This is a genomic window from Pantoea sp. ABR1s (assembly GCF_057812235.1).
This window is the reverse complement of sequence record NZ_CM173823.1, coordinates 581,112-593,622: the sequence shown is the minus strand read 5'-3', so window position 1 is coordinate 593,622 and position 12,511 is coordinate 581,112. Positions and strand designations below refer to the sequence as shown.

16 protein-coding genes and 1 other RNA gene are annotated in these 12,511 nt (G+C 54.2%); 12 read left to right on the top strand and 5 right to left on the bottom strand.

Features of this window, described 5'->3' with window-relative positions:
* The first annotated feature begins 270 nt into the window (after nt 1-270).
* The 8 genes from ACXKZD_RS02910 to ACXKZD_RS02875 all read left to right on the top strand — a co-directional run bounded on the left by ACXKZD_RS02910 (nt 271) and on the right by ACXKZD_RS02875 (nt 4,551).
* A complete protein-coding gene (locus ACXKZD_RS02910) occupies nt 271-945 on the top strand; it encodes a DedA family protein (RefSeq protein WP_010699781.1) in 675 nt (224 codons plus the stop codon).
* A complete protein-coding gene (gene mzrA / locus ACXKZD_RS02905) occupies nt 945-1,292 on the top strand; it encodes an EnvZ/OmpR regulon moderator MzrA (RefSeq protein WP_010256540.1) in 348 nt (115 codons plus the stop codon). Before ACXKZD_RS02910 ends, mzrA begins: the two co-directional genes overlap by 1 nt.
* A gap of 194 nt (nt 1,293-1,486) precedes the next feature.
* Complete coding sequence (locus tag ACXKZD_RS02900) at nt 1,487-1,861, top strand: DUF1090 domain-containing protein (protein ID WP_010256536.1); 375 nt, start codon at nt 1,487-1,489, stop codon at nt 1,859-1,861.
* Nucleotides 1,862-1,896: 35 nt separating this feature from the next.
* Complete coding sequence (locus tag ACXKZD_RS02895) at nt 1,897-2,202, top strand: ElaB/YgaM/YqjD family protein (protein ID WP_010256532.1); 306 nt, start codon at nt 1,897-1,899, stop codon at nt 2,200-2,202.
* Nucleotides 2,203-2,204: 2 nt separating this feature from the next.
* Nucleotides 2,205-2,600 (top strand): phage holin family protein, encoded by a 396-nt coding sequence (locus ACXKZD_RS02890; protein WP_488981847.1) that lies wholly within the window; start codon nt 2,205-2,207, stop codon nt 2,598-2,600.
* On the top strand, nt 2,600-2,884 hold the full coding sequence (locus ACXKZD_RS02885) for a YqjK-like family protein (protein ID WP_010256526.1): 285 nt from the start codon (nt 2,600-2,602) through the stop codon (nt 2,882-2,884). The genes ACXKZD_RS02890 and ACXKZD_RS02885 overlap by 1 nt, the downstream gene beginning before the upstream one ends.
* A 202-nt stretch (nt 2,885-3,086) precedes the next feature.
* Nucleotides 3,087-3,500, top strand: coding sequence for a DoxX family protein (locus ACXKZD_RS02880; protein ID WP_010256522.1), 414 nt, complete (start codon nt 3,087-3,089; stop codon nt 3,498-3,500).
* Nucleotides 3,501-3,576: 76 nt separating this feature from the next.
* A complete protein-coding gene (locus ACXKZD_RS02875; RefSeq protein ID WP_022623921.1) occupies nt 3,577-4,551 on the top strand; it encodes a glutathione S-transferase family protein in 975 nt (324 codons plus the stop codon).
* A 357-nt stretch (nt 4,552-4,908) separates the two neighbouring features.
* Here ACXKZD_RS02875 and ACXKZD_RS02870 read toward each other — a convergent pair whose 3' ends face one another.
* From ACXKZD_RS02870 to rsmI, 4 genes are all read right to left on the bottom strand, one after another.
* The gene (locus tag ACXKZD_RS02870) at nt 4,909-5,322 is read right to left on the bottom strand and encodes a hypothetical protein (RefSeq protein WP_488981846.1); all 414 of its coding nucleotides are present in this window, start codon (nt 5,320-5,322) and stop codon (nt 4,909-4,911) included.
* Between the two features lie 13 nt (nt 5,323-5,335).
* Nucleotides 5,336-6,028, bottom strand: a complete 693-nt coding sequence (locus ACXKZD_RS02865; RefSeq protein ID WP_427052977.1) for a hypothetical protein — start codon at nt 6,026-6,028, stop codon at nt 5,336-5,338.
* Between the two features lie 726 nt (nt 6,029-6,754).
* Nucleotides 6,755-7,133, bottom strand: an RNA gene (gene rnpB / locus ACXKZD_RS02860) — RNase P RNA component class A.
* A gap of 33 nt (nt 7,134-7,166) precedes the next feature.
* Nucleotides 7,167-8,033 carry a 16S rRNA (cytidine(1402)-2'-O)-methyltransferase gene (rsmI, locus tag ACXKZD_RS02855; protein ID WP_010256516.1) on the bottom strand — a complete coding sequence of 289 codons (867 nt, stop codon included), beginning with the start codon at nt 8,031-8,033 and terminating at the stop codon, nt 7,167-7,169.
* Nucleotides 8,034-8,095: 62 nt separating this feature from the next.
* Here rsmI and ACXKZD_RS02850 point away from each other — a divergent pair, with 62 nt between their 5' ends.
* Genes ACXKZD_RS02850 through dolP form a run of 4 tightly spaced genes read left to right on the top strand, consistent with a single transcriptional unit; the run spans nt 8,096 to nt 11,662 of the window.
* Nucleotides 8,096-10,120: a penicillin-binding protein activator gene (locus ACXKZD_RS02850; RefSeq protein ID WP_010256513.1), complete on the top strand. Its 2,025-nt coding sequence runs from the start codon at nt 8,096-8,098 to the stop codon at nt 10,118-10,120.
* On the top strand, nt 10,078-10,473 hold the full coding sequence (locus ACXKZD_RS02845; RefSeq protein ID WP_010256511.1) for a YraN family protein: 396 nt from the start codon (nt 10,078-10,080) through the stop codon (nt 10,471-10,473). The genes ACXKZD_RS02850 and ACXKZD_RS02845 overlap by 43 nt, the downstream gene beginning before the upstream one ends.
* Nucleotides 10,474-10,487: 14 nt before the next feature.
* Nucleotides 10,488-11,075, top strand: a complete 588-nt coding sequence (gene diaA / locus ACXKZD_RS02840) for a DnaA initiator-associating protein DiaA (protein ID WP_010256507.1) — start codon at nt 10,488-10,490, stop codon at nt 11,073-11,075.
* Nucleotides 11,076-11,089: 14 nt separating this feature from the next.
* Nucleotides 11,090-11,662, top strand: a complete 573-nt coding sequence (gene dolP / locus ACXKZD_RS02835) for a division/outer membrane stress-associated lipid-binding lipoprotein (protein WP_010256504.1) — start codon at nt 11,090-11,092, stop codon at nt 11,660-11,662.
* Nucleotides 11,663-11,714: 52 nt separating this feature from the next.
* On the opposite strand, the gene ACXKZD_RS02830 is transcribed toward dolP, so the two are convergent.
* The gene (locus tag ACXKZD_RS02830) at nt 11,715-12,419 is read right to left on the bottom strand and encodes a pirin family protein (RefSeq protein ID WP_010256500.1); all 705 of its coding nucleotides are present in this window, start codon (nt 12,417-12,419) and stop codon (nt 11,715-11,717) included.
* Nucleotides 12,420-12,511 lie beyond the last annotated feature (92 nt).

Here is a 12,511-nt window from a genome sequence, read left to right as displayed (position 1 = left end):
TGTAAAGCTCCTTTTTACACGCCGTTTCACAAGGTAAAACTCCTGTTCGCCAGAGAGTTTTCCTGTCTCAGACAGGCGATTTTTGTTACAGTTATCGCCCTTTTATTACCCTTTGCGACTGGGGGTTATAAAGTCGCTGATTTAACAATCAATTCTGGAAGGATCCGGAAAATCCCGCCCAGGCTGCGCTCCTAAAATTTATAACGAAATGCCGGTCTGCGTTTAAGTCCCTGTGGGACATGTTTAACAATGATGTTCAGGAATGAATTGATGGATATTTTGCAATCGTTGCTGCATGCCCTCTGGCAGCAGGACTACGAAACCCTCTCCGATCCCACGCTGGTATGGGCCATTTACGGCGTGCTGTTTATGATTTTGTTTTTGGAAAATGGCCTTCTTCCCGCTGCATTTCTGCCGGGTGACAGTCTGCTGATTCTGGTCGGCGTACTGATTGCCAAAGGCACCATGAGCTTCCCCCTGACGATTCTGGTGTTAACGACCGGTGCCAGTCTTGGCTGCTGGGTGAGCTACTTACAGGGCCGCTGGCTGGGTAACACGCCCACGGTACAGAAATGGCTCTCCCATCTTCCTGCCCAGTATCATCTGCGCGCGCACAGCATGTTCCATCGCCACGGCTTATCTGCCCTGCTGATTGGTCGCTTTATCGCGTTTGTGCGTACTCTGCTGCCTACCATCGCCGGATTGTCAGGCCTCAGTAATGCCCGCTTTCAGTTCTTTAACTGGGTAAGTGCGTTCCTGTGGGTGGTGATTCTGACCGTTATCGGCTTCGCGCTGGGTAAAACCCCGATTTTCCGTCGTTATGAAGATGAGATGATGTTCTTCCTGATGATGCTGCCGCTGGCGCTGCTGGTGTTTGGTCTGGTGGGATCGCTGGTGGTGATATGGCGTAAGCGTCAGGCGAATCAGAACGGGAAAGCCGAGTAATGAAACTGCTGCAGGCTATTCCTAAACGGTGGTTACCGTGGTTGATCGCTGGCGTCTTTGCGCTGGTCGCGCTTTGTGTGGTCCCCGGTCTGATGAAGCACGAGACGGTAGTGCAGATTCGGGTTTCCCATGCTGGCGCCACCCTGCCCGATGGTTTTTATCTCTACCAGCAATTAAGTGCGCAGGGTATTCGTATCAAAAGCATTACGCCTGCGGGTGATGCACTGATCATCCATTTTGATAGCGAAGAGCAGAGCCTGGCGGCCCAGAAGGTGTTACGCCGTCTGCTGCCACAGGGCTTTATTGTGGCGCAGCACGATCACTCTCAGCACCTCTCACTGGCGTAATCCCCCGACTCCCCTCTCCTTTTCAGACCGTCGCGCCATCGCTCGCCGGTCTGAAAGGCGCTCTATCTCCCGGTCTTCTTTGAACTTTTTACTATGGGTGTCTATGCTTAAGCGAGAGTCGATTCTTAGCACCCGCAGCCATATGATTACGCGGGTGATGACGGATCAGGTCGCAATGGAAGGGTCCAGGACCAATGAAATATCAAGTATTACTGGGAGTCGCGCTGTTTTCGCTGTCGGGTTCGCTGCTGGCGGCGGAATCGCTGTGTGAGCAGAAAGAGCAGGATATTCAGCGTGAAATCGGGATGGCGCAGAAGCATAACAACCAGCGCCGGGTTAACGGTCTGGAGCGCGCGCTGACCGAAGTCCGGGCCGATTGCAGCGACAAAAAGCTCGAGGCCGCCCATCTGGAAAGAATTAACGCTCAGAAGCAGAAAGTTGCTGAGCGTGAGCACGCACTCAGGGAAGAGCGTGAAGAGGGCCATGACAAGGAGAAGATTGCTAAGCGACAACAAAAACTGGATGAAGCGCGCCGGGAGCTGAAAAAGTTACAGGCGGAGCCCTATTAATCGGAACTAACCAACTGATGTTAAAGGAGTATTCTATGTCTAAAGACACATCATCGGAACATTTGCGTGCTGAACTGAAAAACCTGGCCGATACCCTGGAAGAGGTGCTGAGCAGCAGCACTGAAAAATCCAAAGGCGAGCTGGATAAACTTCGCAATAAAGCGCGTGTGGCGCTGGATAGCTCACGTGAACGTCTGGGCGAATCAAGCGAGCGCATTGCTGCGACCACCCGCGAAGCGGCGCAAAAAGCCGAAGGCTACGTGCGTGAAAATCCATGGCATGGTGTGGGTATCGGTGCAGCGATTGGCGTCGCACTGGGCATGCTCATTTCGCGTCGATAATTATGGCTTACTCACAGCATAACCACGGCCCGGCTAAAGGGGTCATTAACATCGGCCAGCGCATTGTTACCACGCTGGTTGGCATGGTCGAGACACGCGTTCGTCTGGCAGTGGTGGAACTGGAGCACGAGAAAGCTAACCTGATTCAGCTGCTGTTGATGGTTGGCCTGACAATGCTGTTCACTGCATTTGGTCTGATGAGCCTGATGGTTCTGATTATCTGGGCAGTGGATGCGCAGTACCGTCTGATGGCCATTGGCATCACGACCGGCACGCTGCTATTGCTGGCGGTTATTCTGGGGCTCTGGACGCTTCACAAATCACGTCAGTCCACGCTGTTGCGCCACACGCGCAAGGAGCTGGAAACAGACCGGGATTTACTTGAGGACCAGCGCTGATGAGCCGCCGCGAGCGTGAAGAACGCATCCATGAACTGCTTAAGCATGTGCAGCAGCAGCGGCTGGATTTAAGCGCTGCGCGGCGTGACTGGCTGGAAGGCACCGCCCATTACGATCGCGGCTGGTTCACCTTCCTCAGCTTACGCCGCTACCTGGCCATTGGCAGCAGTGCGCTGGCTATCTACTCCGTTCGCAGTCCCAACATGCTGTTACGCTGGGTAAAACGGGGATTCGGCGCCTGGAGTACCTGGCGCATGATCAAGTCCGCTCTGCCACCGCGTTAATTTTGCTAAAAGCCGGTCCTGAAAAGGCCGGCTTTTCTTCATCAGAATTTCTGAAAAACACTGACAGTATATCTCGCTTACAACCTTTCCACTCCGCGACTATCATCTCCAGCTATCAACCCAATGAACGCAATACTGCTTTCAGCGGGCATAAACCTTGCGGGCAGCTTGCCCTGCATCCCTGATAGCGCTGGAGTAAATGATGAAAAAATTCGAAGACGTTGGTTTGTTACTGGCTCGCATCCTGATGCCAATCCTGTTCATTACGGCTGGCTGGGGCAAAATCACCGGTTATGCAGGTACTCAGCAATATATGGAAGCAATGGGCGTCCCGGGCTTTATGCTGCCGCTGGTTATCCTGCTGGAGTTTGGCGGCGGTCTGGCTATCCTGTTTGGTTTCCTGACCCGTTTCACTGCCCTGTTTACTGCAGGCTTCACCATCCTGACCGCGTTTCTGTTCCACAGTAACTTTGCCGAAGGCGTGAACCAGCTGATGTTCATGAAGAACCTCTCTATCGCCGGTGGTTTCCTGGTGTTAGGTCTGGTGGGTCCTGGTGCATACAGCATTGATCGCCTGATCAGCAAAAGAAAAACACAGCCAGCGATTGCGCGCTAATCTCACATAAAGCGTAATGCCACATATACTTAGCAGGGCGGGGACATTTCCCCGCCCTGTTTGCATTGGAGCCATTATGGGACAGTTAATTGACGGTGTCTGGCATGACACCTGGTACGACACCAAATCTACCGGCGGACGCTTCAAGCGTTCAGAGTCGGCTTTCCGCAACTGGGTTACCGCGGATGGCAGTGCTGGCCCGGTGGGTAAAGCGGGATTTGTCGCCGAACGCGACCGCTATCATCTTTATGTCTCGCTGGCCTGCCCCTGGGCGCACCGCACGCTGCTGATGCGTCAGCTGAAGGGCCTTGATAGCATGATCGATGTCTCCGTAGTGCATCCGCTGATGCTGGAGAATGGCTGGACGTTCGATGATAGTTTTCAGGATGCGACCGGCGATAAGCTCTACCAGAATGAGTTCCTCTATCAGCTCTATCTGCACGCCGATCCGCAATACAGTGGCCGCGTAACCGTGCCGGTATTGTGGGACAAGCAGCAGAACACCATCGTCAGCAATGAGTCTGCCGATATCATCCGCATGTTCAACAGTGCGTTTGATGCTGTCGGTGCCCGTGCCGGGGATTATTATCCTGTTGCACTGCACGAAAAGATTGATGAACTGAATAGCTGGATCTACGACACCGTGAACAACGGCGTTTACAAAGCAGGCTTTGCCACTTCTCAGTCCGCTTACGACGAGGCAGTCACTGCGCTGTTCCATTCGCTGTCGCGGCTGGAGCAGATTTTAGGCCAGCATCGCTATCTCACCGGCGATCAACTGACCGAAGCGGATCTGCGGTTGTGGACCACACTGGTGCGATTTGATCCGGTCTATGTGACCCACTTTAAATGCGATCGCCATCGCATCAGTGACTACAGAAACCTGAGTGGTTTCCTGCGTGATATCTATCAGATACCTGGTATCGCAGAGACGGTTAATCTGCCGCATATTCGTCATCACTACTATTGCAGCCATAAGACCATCAACCCGAATGGCGTCATTTCGCTGGGCCCGGCGTTTGACTGGGATGAACCGCACGGCCGCGGTTAAGCTGCCTGCATATCGCGCTGGGAGCAGATACAATCTGACCGCAATGACAATCTAAACGCGAAGGGAACAGGGTCAGAAGAGGAAAGCGTCCCGCGCCAGGGATGGCGCGGGCCGAGCATGTCAGGGATGACGGATTTTGCGACTTTCCGATCTGACCCTGTTTCCTTTGCAGGCGCGATCTCACCGCTGACCTTCAAACCACCGCGCGTCACAAAGCAAAAACCCCGCCGAAGCGGGGTTTTTGATAAAAAGTCGACGCTGACCGTTCAGGCAGATTGCTTAAACCACACGTCGCGTATCTGGTTTTGGGGGGAAGAGTCGCTTGATTAGTGCTGGAGATTGGGTCACTGAAGATTGTCAGCGAAAATCTACCTTACTTAGCGTTAGCGAATGTGATTTGCTGTCATGAGATATATAGAAGTAAGGCGTAACATTACCTTCCTTTTCCCATTTTTCAGACCATCCATTATGCTCCACTGCCCTGTAACCTAAGGACGCCAGATAATTTTTAACCTCAACTAAAGGAGCACCCGTGCTGTAAACAATACTACTTTCCTGCGGTTGACTACCATCCTGCGCGGTAAACGTAAAATGATATGATTCAGATGCACGTGGGGCCCTCCTGATATCCCTGTCAGTGTATAGATAATATGCCCATAGATTTGACTGAGTGTAACCTTCATCCCGTTCAGCCACCTTCTGCATACTAAAATCAATCAGCAGGAAAATAATGATAATGACAGCGCCGATTGCAGCGATCCTTTTTAACATTTTCACTCTCTGTTTACTGAAATGCGTTAATGATTCCGGCTTTATCATTAGACCGTCGCACTATGTCATCATTCGGAGTAAATTTATATGGCATAACCTGTTTCATAAATCGCGGAAGCTGACCTTTATAAGGGCGTGGGCAGGTGAATTTTTCTATAGGATCAGGAAATAACAAGGGTAAAAAACCCGTGTTCTTATAACGACTAATCGGTCCATAATGGTCCCATCGGCGTAGGGCTGATTCTTTGCTGGCAATCTTAAGTTCTCCCCAATATACGCGGGGATAATTAACTTTATAGAAACCAAATAAGTCCGATACAAGATCCTCGCCACTGAAACCGCTATCAGTATACCAACTGAACCAGGGCATTGACTGCCAATTTTCAAAAGCGACAGCAGTACTCATCATCATCACCAATGCAATACTCTGCCTTTCTGTGAGAGTTCTCCCTTTTTTTATCTCCCAGACATTAAAGCGACCAGTAGCAAACCGGCTGATCCCCATAGTTTGTTCATAACGCACCCGGTAATAAGAATCGCTGCCAGCTTCACCAGTGGAGAACTGTGCCATAATTTTACGAACATCATCTCCGCGAGCGTGACCCATATCAAGCCAGCCAAGCACTCCTGAATAAAGAAGCCCATGCCTAATCCCGTTTTCTGAACCAAATCGGGATGAATCCAGGATTTCTCCACGATTGCTCAAATTGGGTACCTCACAAATCCACGAGTCATAATTCCCTCTATTTAATTTCCATTTACCCTGTGAGGAATATTACAAAATTTAACCTCAATAACAATAAGCACAAACCACAGGAAAAGCTCTATTTAGTGAATGCCAGGTGTACGGTAACCTGCGAAAAATGATGCACCGGTATTAGCTGTACCTGTACTCAGTATCGAATATTTTGCTATATAGGCAATGCTTCGACTTTGTGATGTATATGAAGCTGTAATTGCTGTTGATGTAAATGCAAAAAGTTTTTCATTCTCTGTAGTCGTCTGCCCAGGGACGCTGAGCATGATGCACCAAACTTCGACATTGACCGCTGCCTGCACATACCCCACAAAGCAAAAACCCCGCCGAAGCGGGGTTTTTGACTGATGACAAACTCATATCAGAGTGAATCTGGCTGATACGATACACTCAAGGCTCAGGGAGCTGGGTTAGTCTGACCGCAATGACAATCTAAACGCGAAGGGAACAGGGTCAGAAGAGGAAAGCGTCCCGCGCCAGGGATGGCGCGGGCCGAGCATGTCAGGGATGACGGATTTTGCGACTTTCCGATCTGACCCTGTTTCCTGCGCAGGCGCGATCTCCCAGCCAATCATTAACCGCACTCTTTCAGGAATAAGCGTCGTGGGCAGTCATTCATCCTGTCACCGCGCAACACAAAGCAAAAACCCCGCCGAAGCGGGGTTTTTGATAAAAAGTCGAAGCTGACCGTTAAGCCGGGTTCTGTCGTGGACAGTCATTCATCTAGGCCAGCAATCGCTCACTGGCTCAAGCAGCCTACCCGGGTTCAGTACGGGCCGTACCTTGTGAACCCCTATTTGGCCTTGCTCCGGGTGGAGTTTACCGTGCCACGAACTGTTGCCAGTCGCGCGGTGCGCTCTTACCGCACCCTTTCACCCTTACCTGATCCCATTTCTGGGCCATCGGCGGTTTGCTCTCTGTTGCACTGGTCGTAGGCTTGCGCCTCCCAGGCGTTACCTGGCACCCTGCCCTATGGAGCCCGGACTTTCCTCCCCTCTGCCCGTCTCCCCACAAGTGAGGACGACGACAAAGCGGCGACTGTCTGGTCAGCTTCGGCGCGGGATAATAGGACATTCGCTGGCATTTGTCACGCCTCTTGCTGCTCCAGCGCATACTTATAAAGCGCATTTTTCTTCACGCTATGGATCTCAGCGGTCAGCGCAGCCGCGCGTTTCAACGGCAGCTCTTTTTGCAGCAGCGCCAGCGTACGCAGCGCATCGGCCGGTAAGGCATCTTCATCATCGGTCTTGTACCCTTCAACAATCAGCACCATCTCGCCTTTGCGACGATTCTCATCTTCTTTTACCCACGCCAGCAGCTCGCCGACCGGTGCACCGTAGATCGACTCCCAGGTTTTAGTCAGCTCACGAGCCAGCACCACGTAGCGTTCGGCACCCAGCTCACTCACCATATCCTGCAGGCTGTCGATCAGACGGTGGGTCGACTCATAGAAAATCAGCGTGCGCGGCTCCTGCACCAGCGCCCGCAGGGCGTCGCAACGGCCTTTGGTTTTCGCGGGCAGAAACCCTTCGTAACAGAAACGATCGGATGGCAGTCCTGCGGCACTTAATGCAGCAATGGCAGCACAGGCGCCCGGCAGCGGCACCACACGAATGCCCGCTTCACGGCAGCGACGCACCAGATGGTAGCCCGGATCGTTGATCAGCGGCGTGCCAGCATCAGAAACTAAGGCTATGCTTTGACCCTCCTGCAGCTTCGTCAGCAGCAGTTCAGCCTTGTGCTGCTCGTTGTGGTCATGAAGTGAGAAGAGTCGCGCATTGATGGCGAAATGTTGTAGCAACAGTCCGGTATGACGTGTATCTTCCGCAGCGACCAGATCGACGCTCGAAAGCACCGTCAGCGCCCGCTGGGTGATATCACCCAAATTACCAATCGGGGTTGGAACGATGTAGAGCGTGCTGGCAGAAATCTCTGCCCGATCGAGTTGTTTCATTGTTTCATCCGAATTGCCGATTTAATATTGAGCATCTTGAAAAAAACATCACTGGATACAGTATGCTTCCTTCAAAAGTCGTTCGTCATAAAGCAGGACGCTTTCTGCCTGTCATTCTTGCTGGGCTGATTTTAGCCGCATGTAGCGGTCAGGGGCCGCAAACCTCAACCGTCAATATTCAGGGGCCCGTCACAGCCAGCTCCGCTTACTATCTGCAGCAAGCGCAGCAAAGCAGCGATGATAGCAAGACCGACTGGCAATTACTTGCAATCCGCGCCCTGTTGAAGGAAGGAAAGTATCCTGAGGCGACTCAGCAACTGAGCCAGTTGCCGCAGCAGCTCTCTGAGACGCAGCAACAGGAATCCCTGCTGCTGAAAGCGCAATTGCTGATTGCACAGCAGAAGATCAAAGACGCCGAACCGCTGTTAGCGGCAGTGAAAACCGGCGCACTGTCGCAGGATCAGCTGGCGCGTTACTACAGCCTGCAGATCGCCAGCGCACAGGGTCGCCCTTCACTCTCGCTGCTGCGCAACTATATTGCCCAGGAGCCGCTGCTGAAAGGCACCGATCATCAGGGCAATATCGACGCCACCTGGCAGACACTGACCCAGATGTCGCCGCAGGAAGTCAGCAACCTGGTCATCAATGCCGATGAAAATGTGCTGCAGGGCTGGCTGGATCTGCTCGCGGTCTGGCGCGCCAACACGCAGGATGCCGAGATGCTCAAGTCAGGCATCAAAGACTGGCAGACCCGCTATCCGCAGAACCCGGCGGCCAAAACGCTGCCGACGCAGCTGAGCCAGATGCAGAACTACACCAAAGCTTCAACCAGCATTATTGCGCTGCTGCTGCCGCTGAATGGCCAGGCTCAGGTGTTCGCCAACGCGATTCAGAAAGGCTTTAATGATGCGAAGAATGGCATCTCCGCGCCGGTCACTCAGCCTGCGGCAGCTCAGCCCGCCGCTGCTGATGCAACCGCCAGCACCCAACCCGCTGCCGCTGCTGGTTCTTCCACCGATCCCATCAGCGCGCCGCAGCAGCAACAGCCTGCCGACGCGACGCCACAGCCTCAATCACAGCCTGCTGCCGCAGAACCGGCCAGCAACGCACAGATCAAGGTCTATGACACCAGCAGCCAGCCGATTGAGCAGGTGATGCAGCAGGCACAGCAGGATGGCGCCACCATCGTGGTCGGTCCGCTGCTGAAGAGCAACGTTGAGAAGGTCGCCAACAGCCAGACGCCACTGAATGTGCTGGCGCTCAACGAGCCGGAAAAGATCCAGAACCATCCGAATATCTGCTACTTTGCGCTTTCTCCTGAAGACGAAGCGCGCGATGCGGCGCACCATATCTGGGATCAGGGCAAACGCCAGCCGCTGTTGCTGGTTCCGCGTAGTGGACTGGGCGATCGCGTCACCAATGCCTTTGCTCAGGAGTGGCAGACGCTGGGTGGCAGCACGGTGATGCAGCAGCGCTTTGGTTCGACCTCAGAGCTGAAACAGGGCATTAACAGCGGCGCGGGCATCAGCTTATCCGGTACGCCAGTGAACGCTGCACCTGCCGAGCCGCAGGGTGTTACGATTGCGGGCCTGACTATCCCGGCACCGCAGCAGAACACGCCAGATGTGGTCAGCACCAGCAGCGGCGGCGGCGTCGATGCGGTCTATATCGTTTCAACGCAGGACGAACTGCAGCTGATCAAACCGATGATCACCATGCGCACCGGCAGTCGCAGCAATATCTCGCTCTACGCCAGTTCGCGCAGCGCGCAAGCCGGTGCCGGCCCGGACTTCCGTCTGGAAATGGATGGCCTGCAGTTCAGCGATATTCCGCTGCTCTCCGGCAGCAATCCTGGCCTGATGCAGCAGACATCAAAGTCATTCAATAATGACTATTCGCTGGTGCGTCTCTATGCCATGGGAATGGATGCCTGGACGCTGGCGAATCACTTTAACCAGATGCGTCAGTCACCTGGCTTTACGCTGGACGGCAATACCGGCAAGCTCAGCGCCGACACGGATTGTGTGATCAACAGGAAGTTGACATGGAACCAGTATCGTCGGGGCGAAATCGCACCGGCCAACTAAATCGGCGTCAGACTGGCGCCAGGCATGAAGAAGATGCCCGGCGCTATCTGGAGCAGGCTGGCCTGATATGGGTCGCCAGTAATGTTCACTTTCGCAATGGTGAACTTGACCTGATAATGCGTGACGGGCACTGTTGGGTGTTTGTTGAAGTTCGCTACCGACGCGATGCGCGTTATGGTGGCGCGCTCGCCAGCGTAACCCGGAATAAACAACAAAAGCTGCTGCGCGCTGCCGCTCTCTGGCTGGCGCAACGCGGCGGCAGTTTTGAAACAGTGAATTGCCGTTTCGACATCATCGCCATTACCGGCACGGCGCTCGAGTGGCTGCCGAATGCCTTTAATGCAGACGTTTAGAACCAGGTGGTCGTGTGCAGGACAGAATTAAAGCGTGTTTTACCGAAAGTATTCAAACTCAGATTGCCGCAGCCGAAGCGTTGCCCGATGCCATCTCCCGCGCCGCTATGACGCTGGTGCAGTCGTTACTGAATGGCAATAAAATCCTGAGCTGTGGCAACGGTGCCTCATCCGCCAATGCACAGCACTTCGCCGCCAGCATGATCAACCGTTTCGAGACCGAACGCCCAAGCTTACCGGCGCTGGCGTTGAGCGCCGACAACGTGATGCTGACCGCTATTGGTAATGACCGCCTGCACGATGAGATCTATGCCAAGCAGGTGCGCGCTCTGGGACACGCAGGCGATGTGTTACTGGCTATCTCAACCCGTGGCAACACCCGTGACATCGTTAAGGCCGTGGAAGCGGCGGTAACACGCGATATGACTATCGTTGCGCTTACCGGGTATGATGGCGGAGAGCTCGCCGGACTGCTGGGTCCGCAGGATGTGGAGATCCGCATTCCGTCGCATCGCAGCGCCCGTATTCAGGAGATGCATATGCTCACCGTTAATTGCTTATGCGATCTGATCGATAACACTCTCTTTCCCCATCAGGAATGACCGAAGGAGCACGAATGAAAGCATTGAATGCTATAGCTATTCTGTTAACCGCCATGCTGCTGCAGGGCTGCGTTGCGGTTGTGGCGGGTGGCGCAGCGGTTGCCACTAAAACGGCCACCGATCCACGCTCGGTGGGTACGCAGGTTGATGACAGCACGCTGGAGCTACGCGTGACTAACGCGCTGGCTAAAGATCAGCAGATTAAAACCGATGCCCGCATTATTGCCACGGCCTATCAGGGCAAAGTGCTGCTGACCGGTCAGGCGCCTTCGCAGGAGATCGCCGGTCGTGCCAAACAGATCACCATGGGCGTTGATGGCGCAACCGAGGTCTATAACGAGATCCGTATCGGCCAGAAAGTGACGCTGGGCACCACGTCGTCAGACACCTGGATTACCACCAAAATCCGCTCGCAGCTGCTGGGCAGCGATCAGGTGAAATCCTCCAACGTGAAGGTGACGACGGAGAATGGCGAAGTGTTCCTGCTGGGTCTGGTGACACCGCAGGAAGCGCAGGCAGCGGCTGATGTCGCCAGCCGCGTCAGTGGCGTGAAGCACGTCACCACGGCCTTCACCATGCTGAAGTAATACGCAAAACGCAAAAAAGGCGGCCATGGCCGCCTTTTTTATTGCCCGATTTTCAGACCGGAATGTCGATGACCAGTGCGCGGGTCGCGGTTTTCGCCGTCAGTTGCAACAGCTTCTCTTCCTGCAAAAAGGCACCATCGCCACAGCCCAGCTTCTCCTGATGATCCGTGCCGGACATCGCTTCCAGCGAACCGTGAATCGACTGCAGATAGGCACGCGGCCCCTGTAACCGCAGCGAATGCTTTTCGCCTGGTGCCAGCTCGACCTGATGAATCCACACCTGCTGACGCAGTTGCAGACTGTCGTCCATGCCATCCGGCGAGGCGATCAGCTGGGACAACCGGCCATCCGTCAGGGCAATTTTCTGCATCCGTGGATTTTCGCGCTCCGGACAGGCAGCCAGCCAGAGCTGCATGCGTGTCAGCGGTCGATCTTTGCTCAGGTTCATTTCGGTGTAACTCACACCCGGCTGAGCAGAGAGCAGCAGCGCCTCCCCTTCCCGCACGCTGATGGTGTTGCCTTCGCTGTCGCGGTATTCAGCTTCACCCTGCAGCACGATGTTCAGGACATCAACCTGTGGATAGGTGCGCGGCTGAAAAGCGGCACCCGGCGCCAGCACTTCCTGGTTCAGTACGCGCAGCGACGCGTACCCCATCAGTTTGGGATCAAAATAGTGGCCAAAAGAGAAACTGTAGCGCGCCTGTAACCAGCCGAAATCGGCCTGACCACATGCGGACGCACTGCGTGTCGTTATCATTGTTTACCTCCAGCATCCGGTGACGAGGATCGGCCACGGACTATATGCTCCCATGGTAAAAGTCTGGACGCCGGATTGTTAGCCAGTTAATC